The organism is Flavobacterium sp. B167r (assembly GCF_056824315.1).
This window is the reverse complement of sequence record NZ_CP124859.1, coordinates 2,865,710-2,881,823: the sequence shown is the minus strand read 5'-3', so window position 1 is coordinate 2,881,823 and position 16,114 is coordinate 2,865,710. Positions and strand designations below refer to the sequence as shown.

General features: G+C 32.1%; 17 protein-coding genes. 8 read left to right on the top strand and 9 right to left on the bottom strand.

The features are described 5' to 3' along the window. The first annotated feature begins 105 nt into the window (after nucleotides 1–105). Entirely contained in the window at nucleotides 106–789 is a 684-nt protein-coding gene (locus QLQ96_RS12840) for a Crp/Fnr family transcriptional regulator (RefSeq protein WP_482491025.1), read from the top strand. Here the strand turns inward: QLQ96_RS12840 and mazG are convergent. From mazG to def, 3 genes are all read right to left on the bottom strand, one after another. After that, entirely contained in the window at nucleotides 786–1,556 is a 771-nt protein-coding gene (gene mazG / locus QLQ96_RS12835) for a nucleoside triphosphate pyrophosphohydrolase (RefSeq protein ID WP_482491024.1), read from the bottom strand. The genes QLQ96_RS12840 and mazG overlap by 4 nt on opposite strands. A gap of 99 nt (nucleotides 1,557–1,655) precedes the next feature. Then, nucleotides 1,656–2,141 carry a DUF5606 family protein gene (locus tag QLQ96_RS12830; RefSeq protein ID WP_482491023.1) on the bottom strand — a complete coding sequence of 162 codons (486 nt, stop codon included), beginning with the start codon at nucleotides 2,139–2,141 and terminating at the stop codon, nucleotides 1,656–1,658. Between the two features lie 60 nt (nucleotides 2,142–2,201). After that, the gene (gene def, locus QLQ96_RS12825) at nucleotides 2,202–2,792 is read right to left on the bottom strand and encodes a peptide deformylase (protein WP_482491022.1); all 591 of its coding nucleotides are present in this window, start codon (nucleotides 2,790–2,792) and stop codon (nucleotides 2,202–2,204) included. A gap of 220 nt (nucleotides 2,793–3,012) precedes the next feature. On the opposite strand from def, the gene QLQ96_RS12820 reads away from it, so the two are divergent. Then, nucleotides 3,013–5,235, top strand: a complete 2,223-nt coding sequence (locus QLQ96_RS12820; RefSeq protein WP_482491021.1) for an FUSC family protein — start codon at nucleotides 3,013–3,015, stop codon at nucleotides 5,233–5,235. 39 nt (nucleotides 5,236–5,274) lie between these two features. Here QLQ96_RS12820 and QLQ96_RS12815 read toward each other — a convergent pair whose 3' ends face one another. From QLQ96_RS12815 to QLQ96_RS12800, 4 genes are all read right to left on the bottom strand, one after another. Next, a complete protein-coding gene (locus tag QLQ96_RS12815) occupies nucleotides 5,275–6,768 on the bottom strand; it encodes a malate:quinone oxidoreductase (protein ID WP_482491020.1) in 1,494 nt (497 codons plus the stop codon). Between the two features lie 126 nt (nucleotides 6,769–6,894). Beyond that, nucleotides 6,895–7,308, bottom strand: a complete 414-nt coding sequence (gene ruvX, locus QLQ96_RS12810; RefSeq protein WP_379696127.1) for a Holliday junction resolvase RuvX — start codon at nucleotides 7,306–7,308, stop codon at nucleotides 6,895–6,897. Between the two features lie 4 nt (nucleotides 7,309–7,312). Then, nucleotides 7,313–7,747 (bottom strand): hypothetical protein, encoded by a 435-nt coding sequence (locus tag QLQ96_RS12805; protein WP_482491019.1) that lies wholly within the window; start codon nucleotides 7,745–7,747, stop codon nucleotides 7,313–7,315. Nucleotides 7,748–7,850: 103 nt separating this feature from the next. Then, complete coding sequence (locus QLQ96_RS12800) at nucleotides 7,851–8,483, bottom strand: PAS domain-containing protein (RefSeq protein WP_379696125.1); 633 nt, start codon at nucleotides 8,481–8,483, stop codon at nucleotides 7,851–7,853. Nucleotides 8,484–8,746: 263 nt separating this feature from the next. On the opposite strand from QLQ96_RS12800, the gene QLQ96_RS12795 reads away from it, so the two are divergent. Further along, nucleotides 8,747–9,562, top strand: a complete 816-nt coding sequence (locus QLQ96_RS12795; protein ID WP_482491018.1) for a 2,3,4,5-tetrahydropyridine-2,6-dicarboxylate N-succinyltransferase — start codon at nucleotides 8,747–8,749, stop codon at nucleotides 9,560–9,562. A gap of 81 nt (nucleotides 9,563–9,643) precedes the next feature. Here the strand turns inward: QLQ96_RS12795 and QLQ96_RS12790 are convergent, their stop codons facing one another. Beyond that, nucleotides 9,644–10,393 carry a glycosyltransferase family 2 protein gene (locus QLQ96_RS12790; RefSeq protein WP_482496963.1) on the bottom strand — a complete coding sequence of 250 codons (750 nt, stop codon included), beginning with the start codon at nucleotides 10,391–10,393 and terminating at the stop codon, nucleotides 9,644–9,646. 126 nt (nucleotides 10,394–10,519) lie between these two features. Between QLQ96_RS12790 and QLQ96_RS12785 the strand changes: the two genes are divergently transcribed. Both QLQ96_RS12785 and QLQ96_RS12780 read left to right on the top strand, forming a co-directional pair. Continuing rightward, nucleotides 10,520–11,584, top strand: a complete 1,065-nt coding sequence (locus QLQ96_RS12785; RefSeq protein ID WP_482491017.1) for a glycosyltransferase family 9 protein — start codon at nucleotides 10,520–10,522, stop codon at nucleotides 11,582–11,584. A 19-nt stretch (nucleotides 11,585–11,603) separates the two neighbouring features. After that, nucleotides 11,604–12,374 carry a glycosyltransferase family 2 protein gene (locus QLQ96_RS12780; RefSeq protein ID WP_482491016.1) on the top strand — a complete coding sequence of 257 codons (771 nt, stop codon included), beginning with the start codon at nucleotides 11,604–11,606 and terminating at the stop codon, nucleotides 12,372–12,374. Here QLQ96_RS12780 and QLQ96_RS12775 read toward each other — a convergent pair. Continuing rightward, the gene (locus tag QLQ96_RS12775) at nucleotides 12,355–13,119 is read right to left on the bottom strand and encodes a lipopolysaccharide kinase InaA family protein (protein ID WP_482491015.1); all 765 of its coding nucleotides are present in this window, start codon (nucleotides 13,117–13,119) and stop codon (nucleotides 12,355–12,357) included. The two genes, QLQ96_RS12780 and QLQ96_RS12775, sit on opposite strands and share 20 nt — an antisense overlap. Nucleotides 13,120–13,179: 60 nt before the next feature. Here QLQ96_RS12775 and QLQ96_RS12770 point away from each other — a divergent pair, with 60 nt between their 5' ends. From QLQ96_RS12770 to QLQ96_RS12760, 3 genes are all read left to right on the top strand, one after another. Beyond that, nucleotides 13,180–14,139, top strand: coding sequence for a WaaS/CpsH family glycosyltransferase (locus QLQ96_RS12770; protein ID WP_482491014.1), 960 nt, complete (start codon nucleotides 13,180–13,182; stop codon nucleotides 14,137–14,139). Nucleotides 14,140–14,279: 140 nt separating this feature from the next. Further along, a complete protein-coding gene (locus QLQ96_RS12765; protein ID WP_482491013.1) occupies nucleotides 14,280–15,443 on the top strand; it encodes an acyltransferase family protein in 1,164 nt (387 codons plus the stop codon). 81 nt (nucleotides 15,444–15,524) lie between these two features. Beyond that, nucleotides 15,525–16,085, top strand: a complete 561-nt coding sequence (locus QLQ96_RS12760) for an L-threonylcarbamoyladenylate synthase (protein ID WP_482491012.1) — start codon at nucleotides 15,525–15,527, stop codon at nucleotides 16,083–16,085. Nucleotides 16,086–16,114: the final 29 nt, after the last annotated feature.

Here is a 16,114-nt window from a genome sequence, read left to right as displayed (position 1 = left end):
AAATATAACAGCCCAAATTAAGACCAAATCTAATTTATTATAATTTTACCAATTAATGGCCTTAAAACCCTTAATTATCCTTATTTTTGCAGCAAACATATTGTCATGAATAAATGTGATCAATGCATTGTACGCCAGCTAAGTTCATTAAAAGCCCTTAACAAAGACGAAGTTATTAAACTAGCCAGTAGCAAAACCTCTTACAAGATTAAAAAAGGTGAAGCCATTTTTGAAGAAGGTGAAGTAACCAATGGCGTTTTTTGTATAAAAGATGGTGTTGGTAAACTTTCTAAATTGAGTGCAAACGGAAAAGACCAAATTGTAAAATTGGTAAAATCTGGCGAACTTCTTGGACAGCGTTCTATGATTAGTAATGAACCGGCAAACTTGACCGCAAAAGCGATTGCCGACATGGAGGTTTGTTTTATTCCTAAAACTGAAATCATCAATTTCTTTAATAATAACAATCAGTTTTCTTTAAATCTGATGCAATCTGTATGCGAAGATTTGAAAGAATCTGAAAACGAAAAAATTGCCTTAGTTCAAAAAACTGTTAAACAAAGACTTGCAGAAACTTTATTGCATCTACATGATGAATTTGGAGAAGACACAGACAAAACGCTGAGAGTCCAATTAACAAGAGAAGAACTTGCAGGCATTATTGGTACTGCTACAGAAAGCTGTATCCGTCTATTGTCTGATTTTAATAAATTGGGATTAATCGAATTAGTTGGTAAAAAAATTATGCTTAAAGACGTTCGAGCTTTAAAGAAATTAGCCGAAAACTAGAGTTTTTTAGCTTCGTTCCAGAAAACATCCATTTCTGTAAGCGTCATATCCATTAATGGTTTTCCTAATTCGCTTGCTTTACTTTCTAAATACTGAAAACGTTTAATGAACTTTTTATTGGTTCTTTCTAAAGCATCTTCTGGATTTACATTTAAGAATCTCGCGTAGTTAATCATAGAAAACAAAACATCTCCAAATTCATCTTCGATTTTGTCTTGATTTCCTGATTTTACTTCGTCTTGAAGTTCTTGCAGTTCTTCTTGCACTTTATCCCAAACCTGATGAGGTTCTTCCCAGTCAAACCCTACGCCTTTTACTTTATCTTGAATTCTGCTTGCTTTAACCAATGCTGGAAGACTTCTAGGAACTCCTTCCAAAACAGATTTTTTCCCTTCTTTCAGTTTCAGTTTTTCCCAGTTTTGTTTTACTTCTTCTTCATTTTCAACTTTTACATCTCCGTAAATATGAGGATGACGGTGAATTAGTTTTTCGCAGATTTCATTACAAACATCAGCAATATCAAAGTCATTGGTTTCGCTGCCTATTTTGGCGTAAAAAACAATATGAAGCAATAGATCTCCAAGTTCTTTTTTAACTTCATTTAAATCATTATCTAAAATAGCATCTCCCAATTCGTATGTTTCTTCGATTGTTAAATGTCTTAATGTCTGCAACGTTTGCTTTTTATCCCACGGACATTGCTCACGAAGTTCATCCATGATATTTAATAATCTTTCAAATGCTTTTAACTGGTTTTCTCTGCTCATCTTGAAGTTATTTGATTTTAAAACGTCTATTCTGTAAAATTAAAAAATCCTGCTAAGAAAACATCTTAACAGGATTATTTTATGTTTAAAGAAAAACTACTATTCTTCTTTTTTAGCTTTTGCTTTTTTTGCTGCTGCAGCTTTTTTTGGTTTTTCTTCAGCAACAGGAACTTCTTCTTTTGCTTCTTCCACAGCTGGAGCCAAATCAGTTACTAAACCTTTTGCCTGAAGCGTATTATACCAGTTTAATACTTTTTTGATATCTGATGGATAAACTCTTTCTTCATCGTAATCTGGAAGAATTTGTTTAAAATAAGCAGTCAAAGTAGCATTATCTTCTTTATGAGAGATAGCTTGTCCTTTATTTTCTTTAACGGCAATCTGCTGCATTACTTCAGTTAATGGTTTTTCACCTTCATAAGTATAAATCGAAATTTCAGACAATAAACTTACATTGCTTTTTAGATTTACAGTAATCTTCTTCCCATCAATTAATGATTCCGCCACAAAACCTGTACGAGTTTGTACTTTTAATTCGTATAAACCTGGTTTCCCTGAAATGGCTAAAATTTTCGTTAAATTCATTTTTATTAAAATTAGTATTAAGAATTTGATTTATTTTTTGTTTCTAAATATTTAGAAAACTTATCTTGCTTTTTTAGCTGCAAAAAATTTCATTCTATATTCCTGAAACGTTTTTCCTTCAGTAATATTTTTCAATTTCTTTTGGATTAATCGTTTTTTTAGAGATGAAATTTTATCTGTAAACAAGATTCCTTCAATATGGTCGTATTCATGCTGGATAACTCTTGCAATTAATCCGTCAAATACTTCCGTTTTCATAACGAAATCTTCTTCACAATATTCGATTGTAACAGTTGGTTTTCTGTAAACGTCTTCACGCACATCAGGAATACTCAAACAACCTTCATTAAATCCCCACTCTTCTCCTTCTTCCTTAACGATTTTAGCATTGATAAAAGTCTTTTTGAAGCCTTTCAAATCTTTTTGTTCCTCTGAAGGAAGATCCTCATCATCACTAAAAGGCGTTGTGTCTATAACAAACAAACGAATTGGTAGTCCAACCTGCGGTGCCGCAAGTCCAACTCCATACGCATTATACATAGTCTCATACATATTTGCGATCGTTTCTTTTAGATTTGGATATTCTGGTGTAACATCTTGTCCTACTTTTCTTAAAACAGGATCACCGTATCCTACAATTGGTAAAATCATTTGTTTTTATTTATGTTTTATGTGCTGTAAAAACAGAATTAAAGTTCTGATATTTCAGCTGGCAAAAATAGTAAAAAATAGTCAATGAATAATTGTAATACTCTATTATATCATATTTTTTACAAGTATATCATATTTTTCCCAAGCTGTTATAAATCTCATCCATAATTATGCCAAAATCACTCCTACAATTCTTACCTTTGCTAGTAAACCTGCCTTTATGATTGATAAGATTTCAAAATTCACAAACAGCACTTCGTTTTTCAATGCCTCTAAAGTAACTATCGCTTCTGTTGTTCCTGTTTTAGTTTTAAATTTTTTAGGTCATTTTGAAATTGGTTTTACCATTGCCCTTGGAGCTTTTTATACCTATCCCAGCGATATCCCGAGTTCTCTAAGCCATAAAATAAAAGGATTAATTGCGGCTTCTTTTATTGTTTCCGGAGTTAATCTTTTGGTAAATCTCGTTTATCCGTATCCTTTTCTATTTTATATCTTTTTAGGATTTCTGCTCTTTTTGTGTTCTATGATTTCGGTTTACGGACAGCGAGCAACTTTAATCTCTTTCTCGGCTTTATTATCAATTTCTCTTTCTTTTGGACATTTGCATGAAGGCTGGGAAGCTTTTGAATATTCGGGTTTTATCTTTATTGGCGGAATCCTTTATTTAATAGTATCGCTTGTATTTCATTTTGTACAACCTTATAAATATGTAGAATTACAAATTGCCGAAGGAATAAAGCTTACCGCTAAATATCTGAAGCTAAGAGGTGATTTATGGAGTCCAGAAGCGAAAAGAACTTCAATTATTGAAAAACAACTAGCCGTTCAGGTCGAATTAAATCTCATTCATGAAGATTTAAGAAAATTACTGATTGGGAATCAGAACACTTCTGGAATTACAAGCCAAAACCGAAAAATGCTTTTGGTTTTTATTACTTTAGTCGAAATTCAAGAATTGGCGCTATACACTTCTTTTGATCATAGTAAACTTCATGAGAAATTCGCCAAACATCCTGATGTTTTAAGAACATATCAAAATGTTGCTTACAAACTGGCTTCAACTCTTAAAAAGCTCTCAAAAAATGTCAGCCATATTGGTGTTTATGTAGATAAACATGATTTAAAAAATGAATTAGATGCTCTTGAATTCGCCATTTTTGACTACGAAAAATCTTTAGGAAAAGAAGAAGCTGCAGAAGGCGTTTTGATGCTGACCAATATGCTGAAATATGCTAAAAATCAGGTTGGAAAAATTAAAACGATTCAACGTGCGCTTTCTTTAGCAATGCAATCGTACAAATTAAAGGACAAGGACAAGGAGCTTGAAAAATTCCTTACACCACAATATTACCCAATTCGAACTTTAATTGAAAATTTAAGTTATTCTTCTTCCATTTTCAGGCATTCGATAAGGCTAACCATTACTATTTTGATTGGTTTCTTTCTCGGACAGGTTCTTCCTTTTCAAAACGTCTATTGGATTCTGCTTACAATCGTTGTAATCATGCGTCCTGGATATGGCCTGACAAAAGAACGCTCATACAATAGAATGTTCGGCACTGTTTTGGGAGGGATTTTAGCCTTCGGAATTGTTTCTGTTATTCAAAATCACGTTGCTCTAAGCATTTTCTCTATTATCTGTATGCTTTTGGGGATTTCGTTTACGCAAATAAACTATAAAGTAAGTGCCACATTTGTAACTATGTACGTGGTTTTTATTTACGGGATTCTAACACCAGATATCAATGAAGTAATTCAATACAGAATATTAGATTCGCTTGCCGGAGCTATTTTGGCTTTTATTGCCAATCAGTTTTTATGGCCTGCGTGGGAGTTCATAAATACTCCAATTCATATCGAAAATACCATTCGAGCCAATAGAAATTACCTCAAAGAAATTGCAGATTTTTATAATAAAAAAGGAGAAGTTCCTACTTCTTATCGTCTTGCGCGAAAAAATGCCTTTGTTGAAATAGGAAATTTAATGACTTCTTTTCAGCGTATGATGCAAGAGCCTAAATCGAAGCAGAAAACAATGCCGCTGGTTAATAAACTAGTTGTTTTAAACCACTCCTTATTGTCTGCTTTAGCATCTTTGTCAACTTATATTCAATCGCATCAAACTACTTCTGCATCAGATTCTTTTAATTATATCATTAAAACAATTTTAGCCAATCTGGATCATTCTATTTCTGTTTTAAGGAATGAAGTAATTATAAAAGATACATTTTTCGAAAAAGAAGATGTGACTTTGCAGTTTGAAGAACTAAAGCGAAAACACTTTACACGCCTAGCCGAAGATGATGATTTGGATAAGGAAACGCGTCAAGCGAAAATGCAGGAAGCACAAATGGTTATTGAGCAATTAATCTGGATGAGCAATCTAGCAGAAAAAATTCTAAAAAACACAACCGACTTAAAAGCAACAAATCCAGATTAATTCATCTGGATTTGTTTTTTATATCAAATAAGGAGAAGCTTAATTTAATTTTAAAACCTCTGCTGTTTGTTTTCTAAGCTCTTCTAAAAGTTCTGGCTTATCATTTAAAGTCTGACCGTAAGAAGGAATCATTGTTTTTAATTTTGCTTGCCATTCTGGTGTTTTGATTTGATGTGTAAAACATCTGCCGATCAAATCTATCATAATTGCTACAGCTGTAGAAGCACCTGGAGAAGCACCTAATAAAACCGCTAAACTTCCATCCTTCGTATTGATTACTTCTGTACCAAATTCTAAAACTCCACCTTCTTTTTCATCTTTTTTGATTACCTGAACACGCTGTCCTGCTTTTTCTAATTTCCAATCTTTTGAACGTGCTGTTGGAAGATATTCGCGCAAAGCTTTCATTCTATCTTTTGGCGATTGACGTACCTGCTCAATCAAATATTTCGTTAATGGAATATTGTGATATCCAGCAGCCAACATCGGAATTAAATTATTCGCTTTAATTGAAAGTGGCAAATCTAAATAAGAACCATTTTTTAAGAAACGAGTTGAGAATCCTGCAAATGGACCAAAAAGAAGTGCTTTTTCGCCATCAATTACACGAGTATCAATATGAGGAACAGACATTGGAGGAGCTCCAACACTTGCTTTTCCGTATACTTTTGCTTGGTGTTTAGCAATTACTTCAGGATTTGTACATTTTAACCATTGTCCGCTTACTGGAAAACCTCCGTAACCATTTCCTTCTGGTACATTTGCTTTTTCCAATAAAGGAAGAGAACCTCCTCCGGCACCGATAAATACAAATTTAGTGTATGCTTTACGAGTATTTCCTGTAGACAAATCTTTAATTTTAATTCTCCAAGATTTATCTTCACGCTGTCTTAGTTTTTTAACCTCATGATTAAAGAATAAAGAAACACCGTCTAATTTTTCTAAGTAAGTGAACATACTTCTTGTTAAAGCACCAAAATTAACATCGGTACCAATTTCCATATGTGTTGCCGCTAATTTTTCCTCAGCATTTCTTCCTTCCATTACCAATGGCATCCATTTCTGAAGTTGCTCAAAATCGGTACTGAAAGTCATTTCAGAGAAAATCGGGTTGCTTTGAAGCGCCTCGAATCTCTTTTTTAAATAATCTACGTTTTTATCTCCCCACACAAAACTCATATGAGGTACGCTTTTAATAAAATTATCCGGAGACGGCACTTTATTTTGCTGCACTAAGTAAGACCAAAACTGGCGAGAAATCTCAAACGATTCTGCAATGCTTATCGCTTTTTTAGGATCTATGCTTCCGTCAGCCTTTTCTGGAGTATAATTTAATTCACAAAAAGCAGAGTGTCCCGTTCCAGCATTATTCCAAGCATCAGAGCTTTCGGCTGCGGCAACATCTAATCTTTCGTAAATTTCAATTTTAATATCTGGTTGTAATTCTTTCAAAATTACTCCAAGAGTGGCACTCATTATTCCAGCGCCAATGAGTACTACATCACTATTTGAACGTATGGTTTCGTCGGGCATAACAGTATTTTTATTTAAAGTGCAAAGGTACTTTTTTAATTGCAAAAAAAAACTAATTTTTAGATGATAAAAGTTAGGATTTTCTAAAAACCATTAAATTATAAATAAAAAATACGACGAACAGCGTTATTTTTTTGCGGAAAGATAATCTTGAAGCAGAATTGTAGCAGAAATTTCGTCTATTAATCCTTTATTCTGACGTTGTTTTTTATTCAAGCCACTGTCGATCATGGTTTGAAATGCCATTTTTGAAGTAAAACGCTCGTCAACACGAATTACTTTCATATCTGGAAAAATATTCGAAAAGTGTGTTGCAAAACCATTAATAACAGAAGCGCTTTCAGACGGCATTCCGTTCATTTGCTTTGGCTCACCAATCAAAACCGCTTCGACTTTTTCTTTAGCAAAATAATCTTTCAAAAAGTCAATCAAAGTATGTGTCGGAATCGTTGTTAACCCCGAAGCTATAATTTGCATTTCGTCTGTAACCGCAATTCCTGTGCGTTTTTGTCCGTAATCTATAGAGAGGATTCTTGGCATTGTTTTATTTTATAAAAAAACTAATAATTAAGCCCATTTTTAGGATATGCAAAAATGAATAATAAAAATAATAAATCTTATTTACGATGGTTATTTTTTTTTCATCTACCGTTTCTGTGTACCAAAATCCTTTCAAATAACCTGTTCTAGCACGGATAAATGGTTCTCCAAACAATTTATTATGAACAAGAAACAATATTCTATTCATTAAAAGCAAAATCATTGGCAATGAATAGATGTAAATAGTTTTGTAAGCCGAAAGAAAAGTTAAACTAAATTTCACTAAAAACAAACCTAAGAGAAGTATTAGAGAAGAAACAACAACCATGTTTCTAAAGAATTTCCACAATTTAACATCCTCAACCATCAACCAAATAAAAAAGCCACAAGACAAAACTAAACCTGTTAAAACATAAAAATAAATTTCCCCGAAACCCATATTATATATCTTTTATCTAGTTCAAATTTACACAAAAAAATCCGCCCTGAAAAAACTCAAGACGGACTTTATCCAAATATTCAAACCTAAAAAATAACTCAATTTATCTTCCGAACAATCTGCCGAAAAAACCTCTGTGTTCTTCCTCTTCTCCTGCATCCTCTTCTTCTGAGTAGTTAGCGAACTTTGCTTGAGATTTTTCATGTTCGTAAATCAACTCCTTAATATACTCAACGTAAGTTCTTTTCTTCTCTTCTAAGAAACCGATTAAGTACTTTTCGCTAAATTCAACACCGCTTGCAGCTTCAATCTGCAATAACTTTTTATAAAGAGGTTCAATATGCATCGCAATTACTTCTTGCGGTACGGCTTGTCTTCTTCCGAAATAATTGACTATAACGTCGTTTTCGTCGCGGGCGATTTCAAAATCTGTAATTACCCAATAGTATCTTCCAGACTTTGCAAGATTTTTTACAATAGCGTGAAAGTTTTTCCCGTTTTTAAGATTTTCCCAAAGCACTTTAAAAATTACTTTTGGCATATCTGGGTGACGTATGATGTTATGAGGCTGGCCCATTAATTCATAGTCTTCGTAACCACAAACATCTACAAACACTTCGTTTGCATATTCTATAATGCCATACGCATTTGTTTTACTCATAATAACCTGAGTTTTATCCCAGCTTACTTCTTTGTCAATGATTACTCTGTTTTGAAGGTGATTTTCTTGATTCATATTTTACTGCTTATATGATTATTTATGGAATGGAATGCTGATCAACACTGCGAAATTAAAGTGAAGAAAAAAGAGAAAGCCTGACTTTTGTCATATTTTGACATAAAAAAAACTTCTAGGGACATTTAAATAAAAAATAAATCACTATTGATTCTTTCATGTTTTACAAATAAGAAACAAAAAGTTAAATCTGTAACATTTTCGAACCGTTTTGCTTTTCTGCATTTCTACAAATACGTTATCTTTGCCAAAAAATTAAACGTATGAATTCTTTACAGACTATAATTGAACAAGCTTGGGAAAACAGAGCTTTATTGCAAGAAACTACAACTACAGATGCCATAAGAGAAGTAATCGAATTGGTTGACGCAGGAAAATTACGTTGCGCTGAACCAGTTGGTGACAAATGGCAAGTAAACGAATGGGTTAAGAAAGCAGTTGTAATGTATTTTCCGATTCAAAAAATGGAAACATGGGAATCTGGTATTTTTGAATACCACGATAAAATGTTGCTAAAAAGAAATTATGCTGAAAAAGGAATCCGTGTGGTGCCTAATGCTGTTGCTCGTTACGGTGCTTATATTTCAAGCGGTGTAATCTTAATGCCAAGTTACGTAAACATTGGTGCTTATGTTGACGAAGGAACAATGGTTGATACTTGGGCAACTGTTGGAAGCTGTGCTCAAATTGGTAAAAATGTACACTTAAGCGGTGGTGTTGGTATTGGCGGTGTTCTTGAGCCATTACAAGCTGCTCCAGTTATTATCGAAGACGGTGCTTTTGTTGGTTCTCGTTGTATTGTTGTCGAAGGCGTTCACGTTGGTAAAGAAGCAGTTCTTGGAGCTAACGTATGTTTGACAGCATCTACAAAAATTATCGATGTTACAGGTGATGAGCCAGTTGAAATGAAAGGTTATGTTCCTGCTCGTTCTGTAGTTATCCCAGGAAGCTACACTAAGAAATTTGCTGCTGGAGAATACCAAGTTCCTTGTGCATTAATTATTGGAACTCGTAAACCATCTACAGATCTAAAAACTTCTTTAAACAATGCGCTTCGTGAGTACGATGTGGCTGTATAGATTTTAAAAATCAATCATAAAAAAATTCCAAACTCCAATTTTAGTAATTGGGATTTGGAATTTTTTATTTGAAGTTTACTTTTATCTATTCTTTTTTTGAAGTTTTATAAGCTTCGCATATTTCATATAAGAGAAAAATGCCTGAATCATTGCAATCGACAATCCGTCAAGACCATTGAAAATTCCTTTTTTAAAGAAATAGCAACGAATAAAAGCTACAGTTCCGTTAAGAACAGGTTTAAAAGCATTTACTCTTTTTCCTTGATCAAATAATTGTTGGGCGTGCCATCCAGAATATTGATTCTTTTTCGCAATAATCTGATCGAAAGAATCCCATCCGTAATGTAAAATGTGCACGGCAACCTTTTTCTCGTTTTGAGCAATAATTTTCTGATGCACTTTAGAATCTGAAGGATGCGCTGTTTGTTTATTAAAGAAACGAACTTTATGATCTGGATACCAGCCTGAGAAATCAATCAATTTATCAGCTAAAAAGTTTTTAACTCTAAAGCTCATAGCATCATAGTTTCCTTCTAAATATTTTTTCTTTAGAATAAATTCCTCAGCATCTTTATCTAGAAATTCATCTGCATCGAGATTCAAAATCCAGTCGTTTTTGCAAAAAGGCAATCCGTGCGTACGCTGCGGGCCATCTCCTAAAAATGACTGCTGAACAACCTGCGCTCCTTTTTCTTTAGCTATTTCTACTGTACGATCTTTACTGAAAGAATCTACAATTATAACTTCATCACAAACTTTAAATAAGGCATCAATACATTTTCCAATGTTTTTTTCTTCATTGAAAGTAATTACCAAACCGCTAATTCCCATTGTAAATTTTAATTTGTTGAGCACAAAAATATAACTTTTTAATTTAGTTTAATCTTATTACCGCCATCACTTGTAGACTTCATAAAATAGTTTGTATTTTAGCTTCCAAATTGAATAAAAAACCAAATGAGAATATTAGTCATTCAGCAAAAAAGAATCGGAGATGTTTTAACGAGCACAATTATTTGTAACAACTTGAAAAGCAAGTTTCCAGATTCTACAATTGACTATATGTGTTATCCAAATTCAGTTGATGTTCTTTTAGAAAATCCGAATATTGATAACATTATTCCAGTAACTAATAAAATTAGAAAATCGACTTTTGGATTTCTTAAATTCATTTTTGAAATTCGAAGAAAAAAATATGATGCTGTAATCGATGTGTACAGCAAATTGGGAACGAACTTAATTACGTTTTTTTCTGGAGCAAAATATAAAGTTTCGTACCACAAATGGTATTCTAACATATTTTACAATTATAGCTACGAACGTTTTGATGCCATAAAATCAGAATATGGTTTGGCAATTGAAAATAGATTATTGCTTCTTAAACCTTTTTTTACTGAAAAGATAACGAATGTAAAACCGAAAATCTTTTTAAAAGAATCTGAAATTACAGAAGCAAAAAACATTTTAAAAAAACACAATATCGATCCTGAAAAACCGTTTATCATGTTTGGAATTTTAGGAAGTGAGCATTACAAAACTTATCCGCTTGACGGAATGGCAAAAATCATTGATTTTACGGTAGCAAAAACAAACGCGACTATTCTCTTTAATTATATTCCGAACCAGAAAGAGCAAGCTTTGGAGGTTTACAACAATTGCTCTGAGGAAACAAAAAAATATATTATTTTTGATTTGTATGCTACAGATTTACGTCAGTTTTTAGCAATACTTTCTCAATGCGAAATGTTGATTGGAAATGAAGGAGGCGCTGTAAATATGGCAAAAGCTTTAGAAATTCCAACTTTCTCTATTTTCACTCCTTCTGTTAGAAAAGAAACATGGCAGCTGTTTGAAAATGAAGCAAAAAATGTTTCTGTTCACTTAAAAGATTTAAAACCAGAAATCTACGAGAAACACACAGAACAATACATCAAAGAACACACTTTTGAATATTACGCTGAATATCCATTGGAACTTATGCTCAAAAAGCTAGAGACTTACTTTCAAGAATATAAAAATTGAAAAAGTAAAAGCATCACCAATGAATAGTGAAAAGCAAAAATTATCAGTATTGATTATTACGCTTAATGAAGAACAGCATATAAAATCGCTTCTTGAAGACATCGATTTTGCTGACGAAATAATCGTTGTTGATTCTTTTAGCACCGACAAAACGGTAAGTATTGTTGAGTCTTTTAAAAACGTAAAATTAATTCAGAACCCTTTTACCGATTATACTTCTCAGCGAAATTTCGCCTTAGATCAAGCCAAAAACTCATGGGTTTTATTTATTGATGCTGACGAAAGATTGACATCTGAATTAAAATCTGAAATCGTTACCGCAATTAATTCTGAAAATGCTGCAAGTGCTTATTTTATCTATCGCATTTTTATGTTTAAAAATCGAAGACTGAATTTTAGCGGTTGGCAAACAGATAAAATTTTCAGGCTTTTTAATAAATCAAAGTGCAGATATAACGAAGAAAGAACCGTTCATGAAAAACTAATTGTAGAGGGGTCAATTTCTACTTTAAAAAACAAAATAATACATTTTTCGTACTCTTCTTATGAGGATTACAAATCGAAAATGTATAATTATGGAATCCTTAAAGCAAATGAAAAACTAGCAAAAGCAATAAAACCTTATTTTTTACTGCAATTGCTTCATCCTTTATATACTTTCTTGTACCAATTTATGATCCGTTTTGGTTTTCTTGACGGAGGAAAAGGCGTAACGATTTGTTATCTGAATGCTTACAGCGTTTTTATTCGCTATAAAGAATTAAGAAGGCTTACTTCTTCCAGAATTTAAGCTTCTTTTTCAAGCGTTTTTTTCGATAGAATTTCTCTTGAAAATCTGAAGTAAATTTCCATAAAGTATCAAAAATCTTTTCTTCAGGTTGATTATAGTATTTAGCATATTCATTACTCATTACCGCTACCATTTCTTTTAAAGGCGTTAAACGGCACAAGTTTTTCATACGCATTTCAAAAGACATAGAATCATGAAATTCCATTCTATTCAAATCTACCAGAAAGAAATCATAATTTCCGCCAGCATTCTTTTTAATTAAAGTATTTCCTGGCGAATGGTCTAAAAATTCAATTCCTTTTTCGTGAAGGTCAAAACTAAATTTAGTAAACTGTCTTAAGATGTTTTCGCGATCAGGAAAATCAGGTATTTCCACCAATTCTCTATACGTAAGATCACATTCTAGCTGTTCGCTTACATAAAAGCTTTTCTCTAAACCTATTATCGATGAAAATTCAGCAAATGCGATAGGTTTTGGAGTTCCAACACCTAATTCTAGCAATCTATTTGCAAACTCAAAAGAGCGTTTTGCTTTCGATTTTCTGAAGTATTTATAAGCGATTTTATTGATAAAGTGCGGAACTTTAAACGATTTTATATTTATTTTCTTGTCGTCTAAATCAAAAAGTTTTATCTGATTGCGCTGGCCAATTACAAAGTCCTCTCCTTTTGTATTAAAAAAACGAATATATTCAAGAAGAATATTTTCAAATTTTTCATATCCGCGATTTAATCTTAAAATCATAAAAATTGTTTCAGCAAATTTAGCTAGTTTTACCAACTAATAAAAACTATTTCGAAGATAATGCATATTACTCTTATAAGTTTAGACAACTGGGGACTCAACAAACACATCGCTGTAGACTTAAAAAAACAAGGTCATACTGTTCGTCATATCGACTTTAATACTTTTAAATACAAATATCCTTCGGTATTTCATAAAGCCTATAATGTTATATTGAAAGCGTTCTTTAAAACTAATTTGAAGCATCAGCATTACGGAAAAGAAATCATCAACGAATTAAAAAAGAACAATCAGATTCAAGATGTAATTTTGACAATCAAAGGAGACTTTATAACTCCAGAAAGCATTTTAGAATTTAAAAATTACACTAAAAAATCAATCGGATTCTTTAACGACAATATTTATCGCTGTCCAAAAATCAAACGAGTACTTCATTGCTTTGATGAAGTTTTTTCGTTTGAAAAAGAAGATTGCACAAATTTCAATTTAAAATTCGCATCAAATTGGATATACAATTCAGAAAATTCGATAGCTTCAAATGAATTCGAATATGATGTTTTCAATATTAGCTCAATTGACAAGAGATTGCCTATCTTGAAAAAAATCGCGGCCAATTTAGCTTCTCAGAATTCAAAATTTAAATTCATTGTTTATGATAAAAAACAGAAAGACAATGATGAAAACATTACATATATAAGAAGCCACATGCCTTTAAGTGAAGTTAACGATTACATTAACCGCTCAAAAGTACTTTTAGACATCAATCGACTTGGCCAAAGCGGACTAACATTTAGAGTTTTTGAAAGTTTAGGCTTAGAGAAGAAACTTATCACCACAAATGCGGACATTAAAAATTACGATTTTTACAATCCTAATAACATTTTAATTATTGACGAAAAAAATCCAATTATACCGATGGCTTTTTTCGAAAATGAATATCAAAAAATTCCAGATTCTATTTACAACAAGTACACTCTAAAGGGCTGGACGAATAATGTTATCCTAAAAGAGAATTCTTAGTAAATTCGAAATCAAAACGTTGTTTTTTTTAAGAAAATTTTAACCATAATATTTTTGCATTCAAAACTGGTTCGCTATGTTTGCAAAAAGTTTAAAAAATCAGTTAAAATAAGTTAATAAAAATCTGTTTCTTCAAAAAAATGACATTTACTTTCAGTATTTATTTAGTTTTCATAGTATTAGCTTTAGTTATTTCCGTATTAGCAACAAATAAATTAGTAAAGATAGATGTAGCGAATGTTCGTTATCCAGAAATTGACGGATTAAGAGGTTATTTAGCATTTTTTGTTTTCTTGCATCATAGTTATATCTGGAGGTTTTTTCTTCAAAACGGTGAATGGAACGAGCCAGCCTCCAATTTATTTAACCATTTCGGACAAACCACGGTTGCTTTTTTCTTTGTGATTACGGCTTTTTTATTCACTTTAAAATTAATAAACAGCAAAAACAAAGAAATTAATTGGTCTGCGTACATCAATGCTCGCGTTTACAGACTCTTTCCTATGTATCTTTTTTCTGTTGGAATTATATTTTTTATTGCTGGTTATTTAACCAATTTCAAATCAAAAGTTCCATTTTCAGAAAATATATTAACGATACTTTCATGGATATTTTTCAATGTAAAAAAAGGATTAAACATCAACGGATTAGAAGACAGCTTCTTGCTAAATGCTGGCATAACTTGGACATTGCCATATGAATGGGCTTTCTATTTTTTACTCCCTCTTATTGCACTATTTTTTAAGATTAAAGCAAACTACAAAGTGATTGTGTTATTTACCATTACAGCAACCCTTATAATGATCATCAATGGCGCATCCTTGAGACACTTTCTTCCTTTTATTGGAGGTATTATTGCTGCTTTAGTCGTAAGTAAAAATATATTTGGCACTATTTTAAAACAAAAAAAATATACAGTTTTAGCTATTTTACTAATTGCATGCTCCATTTATTTTTTCAATAGCGGAAGAAAACCGATACCAGTCATTATTACTTCAATCGTCTTTATAATAATTGCTTCTGGAAATAGCTTTTTTGGACTTTTATCAAGTGCTTTTTCTAGAAAATTTGGACAAATAACCTACAGTATTTATTTATTGCATGGAACTTTATTATTTATCCTTTTCTATTTCATCATCGGATTTCAAGAAGCCAAGAAATTGACTGATTTTGAATTTTGGTCGATTATTGCCTTATCTGTTTTTCCATTAATATTCATTAGTCAATTAACATTCAAATACATTGAACAGCCATTAATGGAATTCGCAAAACTGAAATTAAGACCATCATTGGTAAAATCATAAGCATTTCGCTTTTACAAACAGTATAAAAAAGAATTACAAGTAAAATTTATAACTTTGTAATCTTAAAATATAATTTGTAAAATGAACGAGGAAATCATCAACGCATACGAAGTAATTAAAAACGGAGGCATAATCTTATATCCGACCGATACGGTTTGGGGAATTGGCTGTGATGCCACCAATGCTGAAGCTGTTGCTAAAATCTACAAATTAAAACAGCGTGCAGAAACACAAAGCATGATTGTTTTAATGAATGGCGAAAAGATGATGTACAACGTATTTAAAAACATTCCTGAAGTTGCGTGGCAAATCTGGGATTTATCAGATAAACCAACCACTTTAATTCTTGATGATGCTAGAAATGTTGCTCCAAATATTATTGCTGCAGATAAATCTCTAGGAGTTAGATTGGTAAAAGAGCCTTTCTGCTACAAATTGATGGAGAGAATGAAAAAACCTTTGGTCTCAACTTCTGCAAATATTTCAGGACAGCCTACACCAATTGCTTTCAAAGATATTAGTCCAGAGATTATTAATGGAGTTGATTACGTAGTGAAATTAAACCAAGATAAAATCAACGGAAAATCTTCTACGATAATCAAATTAACAAACGATTCGCAGGTAAAGGTTATTAGAAAATAGTTTTTTTTGTTTCAGGTTTCAAACCTGAA